This is a genomic window from uncultured Bifidobacterium sp. (assembly GCF_959020145.1).
GTDB lineage: Bacteria > Actinomycetota > Actinomycetes > Actinomycetales > Bifidobacteriaceae > Bifidobacterium.
In genome coordinates, this window is the sequence record NZ_CAUEQY010000027.1 from 1 (window position 1) to 15,767 (window position 15,767).

Annotated in this window: 15 protein-coding genes; 7 read left to right on the forward strand and 8 right to left on the reverse strand. The window is 56.7% G+C overall.

What is annotated here, in order from left to right:
• Positions 1-79 precede the first annotated feature (79 nt).
• The 4 genes from Q5H33_RS06755 to Q5H33_RS06770 all read left to right on the forward strand — a co-directional run bounded on the left by Q5H33_RS06755 (position 80) and on the right by Q5H33_RS06770 (position 3,533).
• Positions 80-412, forward strand: coding sequence for an HTH domain-containing protein (locus Q5H33_RS06755; RefSeq protein ID WP_259322720.1), 333 nt, complete (start codon positions 80-82; stop codon positions 410-412).
• Between the two features lie 171 nt (positions 413-583).
• The gene (locus Q5H33_RS06760; protein ID WP_065447125.1) at positions 584-925 is read left to right on the forward strand and encodes a DUF4143 domain-containing protein; all 342 of its coding nucleotides are present in this window, start codon (positions 584-586) and stop codon (positions 923-925) included.
• 77 nt (positions 926-1,002) lie between these two features.
• A complete protein-coding gene (locus Q5H33_RS06765) occupies positions 1,003-2,361 on the forward strand; it encodes a chloride channel protein (RefSeq protein ID WP_302423681.1) in 1,359 nt (452 codons plus the stop codon).
• Between the two features lie 77 nt (positions 2,362-2,438).
• Complete coding sequence (locus tag Q5H33_RS06770) at positions 2,439-3,533, forward strand: FIVAR domain-containing protein (RefSeq protein ID WP_126016664.1); 1,095 nt, start codon at positions 2,439-2,441, stop codon at positions 3,531-3,533.
• Between the two features lie 29 nt (positions 3,534-3,562).
• On the opposite strand, the gene Q5H33_RS06775 is transcribed toward Q5H33_RS06770, so the two are convergent.
• Both Q5H33_RS06775 and Q5H33_RS06780 read right to left on the reverse strand, forming a co-directional pair.
• Positions 3,563-4,906 (reverse strand): sensor histidine kinase, encoded by a 1,344-nt coding sequence (locus Q5H33_RS06775; RefSeq protein ID WP_065440063.1) that lies wholly within the window; start codon positions 4,904-4,906, stop codon positions 3,563-3,565.
• A gap of 104 nt (positions 4,907-5,010) precedes the next feature.
• Positions 5,011-5,763, reverse strand: coding sequence for a LytTR family DNA-binding domain-containing protein (locus Q5H33_RS06780; protein ID WP_302423684.1), 753 nt, complete (start codon positions 5,761-5,763; stop codon positions 5,011-5,013).
• 282 nt (positions 5,764-6,045) lie between these two features.
• Here Q5H33_RS06780 and Q5H33_RS06785 point away from each other — a divergent pair, with 282 nt between their 5' ends.
• Positions 6,046-7,173, forward strand: a complete 1,128-nt coding sequence (locus Q5H33_RS06785) for an ABC transporter ATP-binding protein (RefSeq protein WP_004220968.1) — start codon at positions 6,046-6,048, stop codon at positions 7,171-7,173.
• Positions 7,174-7,536: 363 nt separating this feature from the next.
• Complete coding sequence (locus Q5H33_RS06790) at positions 7,537-8,946, forward strand: DUF4032 domain-containing protein (protein WP_004220967.1); 1,410 nt, start codon at positions 7,537-7,539, stop codon at positions 8,944-8,946.
• A gap of 386 nt (positions 8,947-9,332) precedes the next feature.
• Here the strand turns inward: Q5H33_RS06790 and rlmB are convergent, their stop codons facing one another.
• Positions 9,333-10,334 (reverse strand): 23S rRNA (guanosine(2251)-2'-O)-methyltransferase RlmB, encoded by a 1,002-nt coding sequence (gene rlmB / locus Q5H33_RS06795; RefSeq protein ID WP_004220965.1) that lies wholly within the window; start codon positions 10,332-10,334, stop codon positions 9,333-9,335.
• Positions 10,335-10,413: 79 nt separating this feature from the next.
• Between rlmB and Q5H33_RS06800 the strand changes: the two genes are divergently transcribed.
• Entirely contained in the window at positions 10,414-11,724 is a 1,311-nt protein-coding gene (locus Q5H33_RS06800; RefSeq protein WP_033524403.1) for an MFS transporter, read from the forward strand.
• A 134-nt stretch (positions 11,725-11,858) separates the two neighbouring features.
• Here Q5H33_RS06800 and Q5H33_RS06805 read toward each other — a convergent pair whose 3' ends face one another.
• From Q5H33_RS06805 to Q5H33_RS06825, 5 genes are all read right to left on the reverse strand, one after another.
• Positions 11,859-11,981 carry a hypothetical protein gene (locus tag Q5H33_RS06805; protein ID WP_004220960.1) on the reverse strand — a complete coding sequence of 41 codons (123 nt, stop codon included), beginning with the start codon at positions 11,979-11,981 and terminating at the stop codon, positions 11,859-11,861.
• A 232-nt stretch (positions 11,982-12,213) separates the two neighbouring features.
• Positions 12,214-12,543 carry a type II toxin-antitoxin system RelE/ParE family toxin gene (locus Q5H33_RS06810; RefSeq protein ID WP_118250317.1) on the reverse strand — a complete coding sequence of 110 codons (330 nt, stop codon included), beginning with the start codon at positions 12,541-12,543 and terminating at the stop codon, positions 12,214-12,216.
• Entirely contained in the window at positions 12,540-12,857 is a 318-nt protein-coding gene (locus tag Q5H33_RS06815; protein ID WP_055063854.1) for a type II toxin-antitoxin system Phd/YefM family antitoxin, read from the reverse strand. Before Q5H33_RS06815 ends, Q5H33_RS06810 begins: the two co-directional genes overlap by 4 nt.
• Positions 12,858-13,044: 187 nt before the next feature.
• The gene (locus tag Q5H33_RS06820; protein ID WP_276340786.1) at positions 13,045-13,953 is read right to left on the reverse strand and encodes an HdeD family acid-resistance protein; all 909 of its coding nucleotides are present in this window, start codon (positions 13,951-13,953) and stop codon (positions 13,045-13,047) included.
• A gap of 324 nt (positions 13,954-14,277) precedes the next feature.
• The coding region (locus tag Q5H33_RS06825; protein ID WP_302423697.1) for a glycoside hydrolase family 2 TIM barrel-domain containing protein at positions 14,278-15,767 on the reverse strand (1,490 nt) is incomplete at its 5' end.

Sequence of the window (15,767 nt, forward strand, 5' to 3'; positions counted from 1 at the left end):
ATGAGGCGCCGCATACGGGACGTCAATTCGGCCGGCAAATCCCATACAGATGATTGCACGATGAAGTGAAAAAGTAAGCATGAGCGACGAACGATTCTCTCCGGAACAAGCACAATATCTGGTTTCGCTGCCTGCGGTCATAAGTATTACTGGTTCACGTATCCGATATGCAGAGTGGTTCAAGCGTGAATGCGTTTCGAGTGCTGAAAATGGTGAATCTCCCACTGTGCTGTTCCGCGAAGCGGGGCTCGGTCCTGAGTTGATAGGCGAAAAGCGTATTGAACGGTGCATGCATCGTTGGAGGAAGACAATACGAATAGAAGATCCAGGCACGGTAGACAGAGTGAATCTCCCCGATTCTGAGGTTACTTCCAGTCGCACGAATGAAGGTAACCCTGAAACCGGTAAATGATATGCGTGATTTGATTATCCGTCGACAGGCGCTTTATATCAGACGTTTGGAATTAAAAGTCGATGACCTAAAGATGCAGCTCTCGCAGCAATCCCTATCAAATGATGTGCAATGAGTTGTGCTGGATAAGCTGAGAGCGTCATCACTATTGTCTCTGATTCAGTATGAGATTTGTTTGAAACATTGGTGATTCGTGATTTGCGTGTGTATCTCGAATCGATGGGTGGCACGAATCGAATCGCATATTATCGGGATGAAAAAGGCCTTGAAGTTGATGTGATTCTTGAATTGGTGGATGGTCGCTGGGCTGCGGTGGAGATTAAGCTGAGCGACTTGAAAGTCATGGAGAAAAATGTGGACAAACTACATGCTTTCAAAGAAAAAGTGTGCGGAAATCCTCTATCTCAAGTTCGTGAGCCTGAATTCATGGCATTTATTGTCGGGCGTGGTGATATTGCATACCGGCGTGATGACGGCATTCTGGTGCTGCCGATCGCCACGCTCGGGGCGTAACAAATGAACGTTGCGGCAGGTGGGACAATTGGGGGAATGAATTGAACGAAGGAGACGGTGTGCAAGGAGTGCGGCAGATGCGGGAATCGCAGGAATCGCAAAAAACACGAGAATCGCAGGAGTCGCAGAATCCTCAAGGAACGCAGCCAAAGATCGGCAGAATTCCGGCGCTGATTGCGGCGGTGGCGATTGTGGGTGTGGCCATTGGCGCGGCCGCCGGTCTGCTGACGTTGATGCTGTACGGCGTCGAGCATCTTACGCTCGGCTATGTTGAGAATTCGCAGGAATCTGGCCCGTTCAACGTTCCTGTGATTCGTCGACTGATTTCCGTGACCGCGGGTGCGGTCATTGCGGCCGTGATTTGGTGGCTGTTGCGTACGCGCAGTACGAAGGTGCCGTCCGTCAAAAAGGCGGTAAATGGCGATATTATGCCGATTTGGCAGACCGTCGTGCATGTGTTGCTGCAGATTTTCATCGTCGGCACGGGCATGTCGATCGGTCGAGAAGTGGCGCCGCGCGAGTTGGGCGCGATGTTCGGTCAGCGGTTCGCGCGTTGGGCGCGTCTCGATGCGAAAGACACCCGTATGTTGGTGGCCATTACGGCCGCCGCCGGCCTTGCGGGCGTGTATAACGCGCCGCTTGCGGGCACGTTTTTCGCGGTCGAGATTCTGCTCGCCGACATAACCCTCGAAACGGTGACGCTCGCTTTCGCCTGTTCCGCGCTGGCTTCGTGGGTGGCGTCGCTGGTCAAAGGCACGCACGCGTTCTACCTGATCGGCAAAGCGGACGGCCTGTTCACCCCTGATTACATGGCGTTCGCACTGGTTGCCGGCATGATTCTCGGCGCTGCCGGCGCACTGTTCCGTCGCGGCTCGCAGTGGGCTGAGAAGTCCAAACCGTCGGGCGCGGGCATTCTGTGGATGTTGCCGCTCGCCGGCCTGCTGACTGGCGTGGTGGCGATTTGGGTGCCGCAGGTTATGGGCAATGGCCGTGCCACCGCGCAGTTGAGTTTCTCGTCCAAGGCTGATTTGGCGGTGGTGCCGATTTTGCTGGTTTCGTTCCTGGCGAAGGCGATTGTCACATTGCTGACGATCCGTTCCGGCGCTTCCGGCGGTGTGCTGCAGCCGGGTATTGCGCTCGGCGCTTCGGGGGGTGCTGTGCTGGGTGTTCTGTGGATGCAGGTGTTTCACACGAATTCGATTGGCATGTACGCTCTGCTGGGTGCGTGCGCATTGCTCGCAGCTTCCCAACAGGCTCCGCTTATGGCGATTTGCTTGGTGATGGAACTTGCGGATGCTCCGATCAATCTGTTTGTGCCCATTGGATTCGCGGTTGCGGTGAGTGCGTTCACCGCATCGTGTTTAGGGGAGCCGCTTGCCGCTTTGCGCCTATCGAAAAGTGCGGAAAAGAAGGTAATTAAGGCGAATGCGCGTTGAAGGGTGTGTTAGGCGGTAAACTAGGGGGTCGGCGTATAGATGGTCGATGCTGAGCGCCCGATGATGAAGAAGGACGTATGACGAAAGACAACAATTTCAGGCTGGAATTTCCGACGGATACCGAGGTGATGGGGGCTGACATGTCCGAACCGCCGAAGCCTCCGACGGTCGCTTCGCAAGAAAGCGATGTGAACGGTGTAAGCGATTTCAGTGTTTTCGAGGATTACGGCGATTACAGCAATGAAATTCCGGTACCACCGAAGAATACCGGCAAAATCGTCGCTATCGTGATTGCGGTTATCGTCGTGATTGCTTTGATTGGCGGTATTGCATGTTGGATGCTTTCGAATAATTCCAAGAAATCAGCCATTACCAGCGCAGCCGCGCAATGCCAGGATTCCACGAGCCAGCTGCAAAGTGCCAATAACACGCTTTCCGACGCTTTGGAAATCGGAAAAACCGGCGCGAAGGTCACTGCCGATCAAGTCGCCGACGCCAGCACCGTCACTAAGCTCAATGCGGCCATATCTAACGCGAAGGAAGCGAAAATCCTGTCGTGCGACACGTCGCAGGGCATCAGCAAGCTGAAGAAATCCGCGAAAGCCATGGCATCCGAGGCACGGAGCATGAACGACAAGGCCGAAAAGATTACAAATGCGGCCGAAGCCGTCGACGCTTCCAAAGTGCTGGCCACGCAGAATCGTCTGAAGGGCCAGCTCAATGACGCGATCGAGCAGGCGCAGTCCGTGCTCGACAATTCCGACGGCATGGTGGCCGACGACAGCGTGCGCATGGCATTGCAGCAGGCGATTGACTCGGCCAGAAACCTTGCCAATGGCACCAATCTCAAGGAAAACGACGTGACGGCCGCCGTTGACGCGCTGAATGCCGCCAAAGACGCCGTTCAGCAGGCGATGGACCAATACCAGGAGGCGTCGTCGACTCCTAACACCGTGACGAACAACACCAATATCGGCACTAACGGGGGCTCTAACGGTGGTGCTGCGAATAGTCCGGACAATACGGCTGGAGGCGCTGCGGCGGGCGGCGCGGCTGGAGGTGCGGCTGGAGGTGCGGCGAATGCCGGCGATGCTGGCGGCGACGCATCGGCAGGCGGTGATGCCGGTGATGCGTCTGACGGCGATGCCGCTGCGCAGAATCTTGAAAACTAGCGGAGCCGCCTTAAGCCTTATGGCCAGTCCTACATGGCCATAAGGCCGGTTTTCCGCGGAATAAGCGCGGTCAGCACAAACCAGTGGTCTTCGGTGCGAATCGTCACTTCGCCGCCATACTGCTGCGCGATATGACGAATCGACTTCACGCCGAAACCATGCCGATGCTGATCGTCGCGCTTGGTGGTGCGCAGATTGCCTTCCGCATCCTTCTTCAATCGGGAATCGTAATAATTCTCAACCCGGATAACAATAAAGCGATTCTGCTCGTATAACGCAAGTTTGATCAGACGCTGCTCACGTTTCGGCAATTTCGACGTCGCTTCGATCGCATTGTCAAGCGCGTTGCCGAACAATGATGCGATATCCATCGACGACATGCCGCTTAGCAGCGAGCCGTCCGCGACCGCCGTGAACGTAATGCCTCGATCGGCGCACGTGCGCTCTTTCGTGGTCAAAATAACGTCAAGCACGGGATTGCCGGTATGCTGCTGCGCGCTATAGCGCTGCACCGATTGCTCCAGCTGCTCGAAGCCGGCCGCGGCATGCTTCGGATCGACTTCGGCACGCAACGCCGCAAGCTGATGCTTCAGATCGTGCGCAAGACGGCCTAGCGATTCGATATTTTCCTTCGATTGCAGGTATTCCTGATGCTGGCTTTCCAGCTGCGCGTTGATCGACGCGAGTTCCGTATTCGCCTCAATACGGCGCGCCTGCTCCTGCTGCGCATATAGGATCGCGAAACCGCAGAAATCGACCAGCGTGCGAATGTAGAAGATTTCCTGGCCGACCGAACCGGAAAACGGCGTATTCGTCGACACGAAACTCAAATTGCTCATGGCGAACGTGACGATCATGATGGCCATCGTCGCAATCGCGGCGGAAGCGGTCGGCAAGGTAGGTGTGGCCTGGCTGAAATTGCCGCGTTCAACCATCCAAGCTAGACCGAAGCACAGCGCATACGTAACGACAAGCAGCGCGATCGCGCGCCAATCGTAATCGGCGAATCCGTCGCGCACGCCAATGAACGTAACGATCTGCCAATGCAGCGACGCCACCAATTCGGCCAGCACGAACGCGCGCGCCGTAATATACAGGCCCTCGCGTTTGCCGGTGCCCGCGCCGAGCAGAATCGTCGCATACATGCAGGCGAATGCGAGCAGCATACCGATGATCCAGAACCAGATCGGCATACTGCCGTCGAAATACTGCACCGCGACCAGCGATGCCAATCCGGCCGCACTGACGATGATCGACCGTCGGAGCGGCACGCGACGATACAACACCGCGATATACACCATGCACGCGGCCCATTCGCAGATCGCCGTATAAGAACGGGGGATGTCGGGCAGAGCGTTGGTGATTGGCGTCATCGGCGGCGCCGAAAGCACGGTCACCAAAACGGAAGGTATGGAAGAGGAGCCTCCTGCCAGTCCTCCTGCCAATCCGGCCAGCGCATTCGGCAATATCACGCTGGTCACCTGCCACCTCCTATATAGTCGGCCAACGCGGCGAGGAACGCCTTCTTGCGTGGTCGGCTTACGCGCAACTGTTCGCCGTTCGACATCACGCAATCCTGGTCGGCGACGCCCGTCACATGCTTGAGATTCACCAGATAGCAGGAATTCGAGCGGAAGAAATGGTGGTCGGCGAGTTTCGCTTCCATGTCTTTGAGCGTGCCATTGCTCGACAGTTTGCCTTCCAACGTGTGGATGACGATGGTATGCCGGATCGATTCGAGATACAGAATATCGGCAAGATTCAGCCGCATCTGCCCGTTGCTGGTTTCGATAAGCATGGAATCGTCGCCATTGCGCCTCACCATGTCGATCGACTTCTTGAGTTCCTGTGAAAACGCGAACCACGGCAGGGGTTTGAGCAGATACGACAATGCGCGCACCTCGTACCCGCTGATCGCATACTGCGGTGCGGCGGTGATGAACACGATCACGACCTTGTCGTCGCGCTCGCGAATGCGTCTCGCGGCGGCCATGCCGTCCATTTCGCTCATTTCGATGTCGAGCAGTAAAATATCGTAAACAGGGGTATATTTCTCTACGATTCTCGCGCCGTCGTCGAATACGGAAACGGTGAATTGTTCGTCATTTTCCTGCTGATATCGGTTGAGATAGTCAAGTACCAGCTGGCAGCTTGCGGGATCATCCTCGACCACGCCGATTCTAATATTGCGCACTGCAACCTCCCTGTTCTGTCTTTCGCTCCGCACCATTGTCTTGCATGATGGCGATAAAGGCGTGTATTTACTACGCCGTTAACCCCCCCTGCCAACGTAGGTAAACAGTGCGACTCGCGACACGCATTGACAGTTTTAGCGTTGTATGTATCATGGAACGTGGCTCAACGAAGAGAACCTTCGCTAAACCAAAGAAATAAATTAACGCTTTGAATTGTGGCTTTGTCGAAGTCGTAAGCCGCAAGGCGAGGCACCGAAAAGAAATCCCTTTACAACGGATCGTGAGGCACGTACCTGCCTCTGAAAGGATGACAAATCATGGCAGAAGTCGTATTCGACCATGTTACTCGTATCTACCCGGGCAACGATAAGCCGTCGGTGGATGATTTGAATATGGACATCAAGGACGGCGAGTTCCTGGTGCTGGTTGGCCCGTCTGGCTGCGGCAAGTCCACTACTCTGCGTATGCTCGCTGGCCTTGAAGAGGTCAACAAGGGCCGCATCCTCATCGGTGGCAAGGACGTCACCACGATGCAGCCGAAGGACCGCGACATCGCAATGGTGTTCCAGAACTACGCTCTGTATCCGCACATGACCGTCGCCGACAACATGGGCTTCGCCCTGAAGATCGCCGGCACCCCGAAGGAAGAGATCCGCAAGCGCGTCGAGAAGGCCGCTGAGATCCTCGACCTGACCGAGTACCTCGATCGTAAGCCGAAGGCTCTGTCTGGTGGCCAGCGTCAGCGTGTGGCTATGGGTCGTGCAATCGTCCGTGAGCCGAAGGTCTTCCTCATGGATGAGCCTCTGTCCAACCTTGATGCCAAGCTCCGCGTACAGACCCGTACCCAGATCGCTGCTCTGCAGCGCCAGCTGGGTGTCACCACCCTGTACGTGACCCACGATCAGACCGAAGCTCTGACCATGGGTGACCGCATCGCCGTCATCAAGCTCGGTGTCCTGCAGCAGGTCGGCGCCCCGACCGAGCTGTACGATCGTCCGGCCAACGTCTTCGTCGCTGGCTTCATCGGCTCCCCGTCGATGAACATCAATACCCACCCGGTGGTCAACGGCAAGGCAAAGATCGGCGAAGACACCGTGGATCTGCCGGCCGAGGCTGTCAACAAGCTCACCGCTGAAGACAACAACCAGATCGTCGTCGGCTTCCGTCCGGAAGACGCTTCCCTGGCCGCCCCGGATGACGCCAACGCCTTCTCCCTCAAGGTCATGAACGTTGAGGATCTGGGCTCCGATGGCTACATCTACGGCAACATCATCACCGATGGCTCCGCTGCCGAGGCATCCACCATGATGTCCGATCAGAACAAGCTCACCACGATCCGCGTGAACCCGCGTGCTCTTCCGAAGGTCGGCGATACCGTCAAGATCAAGATCGACCCGTCCAAGATGCACCTGTTCGCTCCGTCGACCGAGCTGCGTCTGAACTGAGCTGATATCGAGTAACCAACCGTTGGCTGTTTCTTCAGGGGAATATCCTTTACGGAAATCGGCTGGCGGGTGGCTGAATAAAAACTTGGCGGAAGCGCGAACTTCCGTCAACCATTAAACGAGACGTGCTCTTCCTCTCTTATCGTCTCGTTGGAGAAGCCCCGCGTTGGTGCGGGGCTTCTTTTGTTTTCCGCAAGCACAATATCGGCTTGTAATGTCTGTTTGTAGCATCGATCGCAATATTCGATCGTAATATGAGATGGATAGTGAGATTCCAGTATTGAGATCATCGCATATCGGCAGGTGAAACGGATTCGTCCATACTTGCTTCTTCGGGTAGGTCAACAGGTAAATTGTTGATTCATGGAATCTCTTGAATTGCCACAGATGGATCCCCGTGTGCTGAAAGCAACTTCCGTGAAGGCCGAAGATCCGGCTGCCTCATCTCCGGAGCCGCATGCGCTGAAAATCACCGCCGCAAGCTCGAATCCAAAGATGTTCACCCTGCCGTGGGAAAAGCCGCTGGCTACTTGGCCGGAAGACCTGCTGGCCAATCTTCCGCGTGGTATTTCCAGGCATGTGGTGCGTTTCGTGCACGTAGGCGACGAAGTGTACGCCATGAAGGAAATCACGCGCAATGTGGCGGAACGAGAATACGAGCTGCTGCGTCGCCTGCAGAAGCTGGAACTGCCGACCGTGCAGCCGATCGCCGTGGTCACAGGCCGTCATAGCCGTGAAGGCGAGCCGCTGGAAGCGATCCTTGTCACCAAGCATTTGAAGTTCTCACTGCCGTATCGTGCGCTGTTCGCGCGTAATCTGCGCCCTGATACCGCGGAACGACTGATCGACGCGTTGGCCGTGCTGATGGTGCGTTTGCATTTGGCTGGCTTCTATTGGGGCGATGTGTCACTGTCGAACGTGTTGTTCCTGCGCGACGCCTACGCGTTCTCCGCATTTTTGGTTGATGCGGAAACCGGTGATCTGCAGATTAATCTGACGGAAGGCCAGCGCGAGTACGACGTTGATTTGGCCCGTACGAACATTATTGGCGAATTGATGGATCTTTCGTCCGGTTCGCTGCTGCCGAGCGGTGTTGACGAAATTGCGATCGGCAACCGTTTGGTGGATCGTTACCATTCGCTGTGGAGCGCGCTGACTGATACCGACAAGTTCGGTCCGGATGAGATGTGGAAGATCGAGAAGCGCGTCAACAAGCTCAATGAGCTTGGTTTTGATGTGGATGAGCTGGAGATGAAGACCGCCGAAGATGGCAAGCGTGTGCTGGTCCGTCCGCGTGTGGTCGATGCCGGCTATGCGAATCGTAAGCTGCTGCGTTTGACTGGTCTTGATGTGCAGGAGAATCAGGCTCGTCGACTGTTGAACGATTTGGATGCCTACCGCGCTTCCACATGGCGTGAGGGTGAGGATCTTGAGATTGTCGCCACTGATTGGATGCGCGAAGTGTTCGAACCGACCGTGCGCATGATTCCGCGTGAATACCGTTCGCAGATCGAACCGGCTCAGTTCTTCCATGAAGTGCTTGACCACCGTTGGTTCCTGGCCGAGAAGGCGGGTCATGATGTGCCGATGGCCGAGGCGGTGCAAAGCTATGTGGAGAAGGTGCTTCCGCAGTACAAGCTCACCACGAAGGATGTGGACGCGTTGAACGCCGAAGCCGATTCCGGTGTGATCGACGACGAATACACCTACGACGATCCCGACGACGGCTACAACCCCGACGACGATCCCGACGCAGCTGTATGGGCACATTGATAGAAAAAGCTCCAGTGGAGCTTTTTCTATCAATATGCCCTGAGACGAGGCGATAGCCGCGCCGAAGGCAGTATTGAGTCTGCGGCGTAGCCGCAGTCAAAAATTGCAGGGCCGAGCCGTTAAGCGGAGGACCACTAATAATCCTCCGCTTTTTGTTATCCCTTCACACCCCTCACTTTCAAAACTCAAAAAAATTTTGACTTTTGAAAGTGAGAGAACGTGTTGCGAGAGATCGTTGGCGGGGGAGTGGGTCTGCGGTAAGCGCAAAATCAATCCAAGTACAGATTTGCGCAACAAAATGAGCGGATAATCCGTATGGACTATCCGCTCATATGTATTTCGGACTTGCTGCCTTGTTGTGCTTACTTCCTGTTGCTTCGTGTTGATTACTTCGCGTCAGCGGCGGCACCGGCCTCGCGGCGGGCGCGTGCGACGGAATACAGCGTGATGCCCGCTGCGACGGAAGCGTTCAGCGATTCGACCATGTTCGACATTGGGATGCCGGCGATGGAATCGCATGTCTCGCGTACGAGACGGCTCAGGCCGTTGCCTTCGGAACCGAGCACCACAACCAGCGGATCGGTTTCGAAACCGGTTTCGCCAACGAGGGCGTCGCCGCCACCGTCGAGACCAACGCTGTAGTATCCGCGTTCCTTCAGGCTTTCAATGGCTTTGGTGAGGTTCACCACGCGGGCGACCGGCATGTGCGCGGCTGCGCCTGCGGACACCTTCCATGCGGCTGCGGTGACCGAAGCGGAACGACGTTCCGGCAGGATCACGCCGTTGGCGCCGAATGCGGCTGCGGAACGGATGACCGCGCCCAGATTCTGCGGATCGGTGACGCCGTCAAGCGCGATGAACAGCGGACGTGCCGCAATGCGTGCGCTTGCGGAGTTGGCCGCTTCCATGGCACGAGACTTCTTGTCCGCGCGTTCCACCAGCTCGGCGAGCGAGGAATACTGGAACGGCTGCGCCTTCATCACCACGCCCTGATGGTTGGAGGAGCGTGCGATACGGTCCATTTCCAGTCGGTCGGCTTCCATGAGGTTCAGTCCGTGAATACCGGCGAGACGAATGATTTCGCGCGTGCGATCGTCGTGCTCGATGCGTGCGGCCACATACAGCGTGCTCGCGGGCACGCCGCAGCGCAACGCTTCGAGAACGGCGTTGCGACCGATGACGAGATCGTCGGATTCTGAGCTGAACTTTGCCGCGCGACGGCGTGCCGCCAGTCGCGGATCAGCCATCTTACGACGATTGGTAGCCTGCTTTTCCTTGTAAGCCTTGTGATATACGCGATCTTCGGCCTTGGGGGTCGGTCCCTTGCCCCTCAGCGCGTTACGATGCTTTCCACCCGACCCCTTGGTCGGTCCTTTTTTCATTGCCATAGTTGTCCATTCTCCCAGCACCCCGGGAAAAGGCTACTGGCGTCGCGTCCGCTCGATATTGCTCGATATGATGGCAAGAATGGAGAAGAACAAAGAGATTTTCGGATTGCCCCTCATGTTCTGGGGCTTGTGGGTCACGCTGCTTATCCTGTGGATGGGCCGCTTCGTCACGTCATTCCTTTCCATGTATCTGGTGTCTGACATGCATGTCAGCGCGGGCGTGGCCGGCACCATCGTCTCCATGTACGGTTTCGGCGGCATCTTCGGCTGCCTGTATGGCGGCGCGCTGTCCGACCGCTTCGGCCGCCCGGCGATGATCGTCATCGGCAATCTCGGCTCCGCCGCGATGCTGGTCCTGCTGGCGTTCATCGGCAATCCGTGGATCATGGCGATCGCGCTGCTGGCCTACGGCGCCATCTCATCCATGCCGACGCCCGCGGTCGCGGCGTACGTGTCCGACGTGGTGCCGTTCCGCAAACAGAAGCGCGCGTATTCGCTGCAGACGTGGGCCGCGAATTTCGGCTTCGCGATCGGCCCGATCATCGCCAACCAGTTGGTGAAGATCTCCTATGCGCTGATGTTCTACGCGGAAGCCGCGGTGCTGGTGTTCGCCACGATCTTGATGATCGTGTTCTTCAAGGAAGTCGGGCTGGGCAAGCGCCCGCGGGGCGAGGTCGCGCCGGCGCGGGCGTCGCAAGCCGCGGAATCAGCTGCGGGAAATGCCGTGGAACATGCTGTGAAACAAACCGGCGAATCGCAGCGGCCGCAGCGGTTCTCCGTATGGCGCAGCTATCGTCGCGCATGCGCCGACGGCGCGCTGATGTCGATGGTGGTGCTGATGTTCCTGTACACGCTGGCGTATTACCAGATCGTCAGCGGCCTGCCGATTTCCATGACGCAGATCGGCCTTGGCACGGATGAATATTCCAGTCTGCTGACCATCAACGGCGGTCTGCTGTGTCTGCTGCAGATTCCCGCGATCGGTCTGTTCCAGCGGATGAGCAACACCCGAGTGCTGGTGCTCGGCATGTCCATCACGGCGGTCGGATATGCGTTCCAGATCGGCGCGAATTCGTGGGTGGCGTTCGCAATCGCGACTGTGCTGTGGACGCTTGGCGAGCTGGGCACGTTCCCGATTGCCGCCACAACGGTGGCGAACATCGCGCCAAAGGATGTGCGCGGCACCTACCAAGGGTTATACAACCTGGTGTGGTCGCTGTCGAACGCGTTCTCGCCGTTGGTCGGAGGCTGGATTCTCAACGCGTTCGGCAGCCGTGTGCTGTGGATCTGCTGCACGGTGATGTTCGTCATCGTGGCAATCGGCTTCTACGTGACGCGCGGCCCACGCGAACGCGCCGCCGCCCGCAATCTCGCTGTTGAGGAGGGGTAGCCGGCGTACGTGAAAAGCGGGAGGCCGCGATTCCGTTTGGAACCGCGGCCTCCCGCTATGTGATTTAAGGATTGGAAAGAAGAGGGGCGAGGTGCTGTGGCGCCTGCGCCTTGCCTCCCGTCTAGGAAGCGGTCTTACTTGTTGAGGACCTTCTTGAAGAGGTCGGAGGAAGCCTTGGCGAGTGCGAACTGGCCGAAGCCCGGATCGATGGAAGCGAGGTTGGCGTTGATGACCTGGTTGAAAGTGTTGTTCTTCATGATGTTTCCTTTCGTTCGGCTTGGCGGCGCGTATCTGTTTTCTTGTCCATTCCTCTGGCCGCTGCCGTAAGTCTGTGTTTGTTGTCTATTTTCTTTTCTTCGTTCTTCTGTTGTGCCTTCATCTTACGTCGGGCAAATCGACAATGTCATGCGACGATCGTCACTTCTTTTGTAAAATCATCGGCTAATCTTGAAGAAAAAGTAACGTTCGCTGAAAATTGGCGGACGCATCTTATAGTCCATATTCTTTGCGTCTCTTGTTGGCTTTGATGTAAGCGTCACTATCGGAACGAATGCCAACGACGATGATGGTCATGATTCCATTTCGCAGTAACGGTTTGTAAACAACGCGAATGCCGATATCCCTGAATCTGATTTTGCAAAGCCCGGAAAGTTTCGTTCGTTCGGCATTGCGTAACGGTTTGCCATACCCGCCTTGCGAGGTGGGCAGTGGGTTTGTGCGAACTTTCTCGATTCCCTTGAGTACTTGGATTTGCTCGGCTTTGCCGAGTTTGCGCATGTCTTTCTTGGCTTCGTCAAGCCATTCAACTTGCCAGTTCATGCGAGTTCCGGCTCAGGTGCCTCGGCGAGGTCGCTTGGGGAAATGCCGAGATCGAGCATGACCTCTTCGTTGCTGATAGTTGTGCCAGTACTGTTGGCGAGTCTTTTTTCGGCAAGAAGCAAGTCTTCGTTGTCTTCGATTCGTTCCATGAGAGCGCGATAGTTTTCGATATTCATGAGAACGTAGGACGGCTTGTTTCGTTTGATCAGAATGACTGGATCGTGGTCGGCCCGCTGCAACAATGCGGAAGTACGACCATTGCTGAGCTCGCTGATTGGAGCAAGGTCATCGAGTATGTCAAGTGCGCTTGCCATGATAAACCTTTCTTAAAACCGAATTTCATACCCAATTATATACCAGTATTAATACCAAGATTCATGGTTGTGCGACTTTGAATCTTGGTATAAAAAGCGATTTCGCTATGGAAAGGGCACCGAGCTGTTGCTTGGTGCCCCTGGGAAAACAGAGATAATCAGACTTTACGGCCCGCGCCGCAAAAAATTACTTGCGCTTGGACTTGCCGAAGGTGAACGCACGTACGATCGCGACGATGCCGATCGCCACAAGCGCGCATCCGCCGAACAGGATCAGCCAGGTCGTGGAGCTGACGGGGGAGAACAGCACGATGAAGCCGGCGACGATCGACAGCAACGCGTAAATCACAGCCCATGCGGAGCTTGGCATGCGCCACGATTCCACGAGCGCCATCACGCCTTCCAGCATCCAGCCGAGACCGACCACCATGGTGATGAGCACGGCGAGTGTGGCGGCGGAAAGCGCCGCGTTCTTCAGCATGACCATGCCGCCGACGGCCAGCAGCAGGCCGATCAGAATGTCAAGCACGCGCCATCCTCCCGGAAGCCCGAGTTCCACGATTGCGGTCACAATGCGGACCACACCGGAAACCACGAAGTATGCGCCGAGCGCGATTGCGGCGACCTTCAGTGTGGCGCCCGGCCAGATCAGCAGTGCCAGGCCGAGAATGACGGCGGCGATGCCGAGTACCGCATACGTGCCGCGGATCGCGTTCTTTGCCTTCTTCGGGAGCCATTCCTCCACGAGCTTGAACGGGCTGATCGGCTGCCAATTGTTGGTGCCGTTGTCAGCGTCGGATTGGCTGTTCTGCTGTCCGTATGGTTGGCCGTACGGCTGACCGGTGGTGTAGCTCGCGTAGAAGAAGCCGTTTTGGTTCGGGTTTTGGTTGGCGTTGGGAGCGCCGAAGTAGCGTGGGGTCTGAGGCTCGCTTTGATACGGATTGCCCGAATTGTTGGGATTGCCGCCCTGCTGCTGGGATTGCGATTGCTGGTTTGGTGCGTATGCCCCGTATTCCGGCTGGCCTTGCGGCTGCTGTTCGTTGCTGCCATTTTGATTCGGATTGTTCGCATACGGGTTGTTCATTGCGTCGCTCATGATGGCCCCTTTCCTGGAAGAGCGTGCTTCGTGACGCTCGGACGCGCGCGAATTTGCCCGCCTGCGCTCGAACGTTTCGGAAGTTCTGCCCTCATTCTAGGCAATCTGTCTAATTTAAGCCATCAACAAAATCCCCCTCATCGTCCATTTTGATGGTCTGATCGCATGTTTTTTCCGAATTGTCGCACGATCTTGCGAAATCGTGAGACAGAACTGCGAATCGTGAGGCCGAAAGTCAACTTGCGGCACAACGAATGCCTCCCGATCCTTGAAATCAAGAATCGGGAGACATTTCGCACGTAGGAATCGACTGAATCCTTGAAACTAGAACAGGTCGAGGGCTACGTCGAGGTTGAGCGGCTGGTCGGCGGGCAGCTGATACTGCTCGTGCACCGGGCTCATCCAGGAATCGTCGCCGCCGACACCCATCTGAGCGGCGAGCACGCGCAGGAACATGTGCTTCGGCTCCGGCAGCTCGTCCTGATGCAGCGCCTCCTCAAGCATCGTGCTCGAATACGGCAGCAGGCTCATCGCAAACGGCTTCGTAACGCCGGTTTCAGTATTCGCAGTCTGGCTCACGCGCAAGCCATGACCAGAATCGTCCGTAATCTCAGCCCAACGCACGTCCTCATGGTTGCCGGTTTCCTGCGGCAGCAGATACGGCGCGCGATCGCGGAAGGCGTTCGTATCCCAAATGCCCAGCTTCGCATGCTTGCGGTCGGCATACGTTTCCTCCGGGCCGACGCCATAGAATCGCAGATTCGAATACTCGACCGGCAGCATCCATTCAATGCCGAACGCCGGAATCGTCGGCAGATCGCCGTCCTTTTCACCTGGATACGCAACATGCAGATCGACGTGGCCAAGCACGTCGGCAACGTAACGAATGGTGACCTTCGTGCGCTGCGCAATCGCAAGCTCATACGTGTACGTGACGGAAACTGCGGTTTCGCCGAGCGGCTCAACCTTCGTATCAACGCAACGCGCATACTTTCCGGCAACCGCCCACTGCGCACGCTCGAACGCATGGCCCGCGCCGCGATCATTGTCGGTCAGCGCACGGAACGTGGTGATCAGCGGCTTGCGCAACACGAATTCGCGCTCGCCAAGCTTGTACGACACCATGCCACCCTGTGCAAGGGAGAACAGGGCTTCACGGCCCGCACTGCGTGCGCCGATATTCCAGCGGCCCAAGGTGATCGCTCCATCGGAAGTGGTGTTAACTGCATCGCCCGCAGAGACGTTCTTGCCACCCGCAACCACGCACTGGCCGAACGAAAGCTCATAACCGGCCGGAGCCCAATCGCAAGCGGCAGACAACTGCTGGGAAACCTCCAAAACCAGTTCCTTCGCACCTGCGCGGTAATCGTCGATCGGCCAATCGATCTCAACATGTTCGCTTGCTCCTGCAGCAACATCGAAGCGGCGCGAAGAAGACCAAGCCGTCTTGCCATCAGCCAAAATACGCAACACAAACGTGGAATCAGCCGTCGAAACAAACAGATTGTCGTTGATGATCGTGATGCCGGAAGCATCGACGGCAATGTGCACATTCGCATACAGCTGCTTGACGTCCTGCGCCTTTGGCGACGGCGTGCGGTCGGCGAACAGCAGGCCGTCACCAGAGAATTCGTAGTCGCTCGGGCGGTCGCCGAAATCGCCGCCGTAGCACATGCGGCCGTTGCCGTCGAGAATCGCCTGATCGATGAAATCCCAAATAAATCCGCCCTGATACTGCGGGTAGCGTTCCAAAGCCGTGTATTCGTCCATATTTCCGACGGAATTGCCCATGGCGTGCATGTATTCGCAGGAAA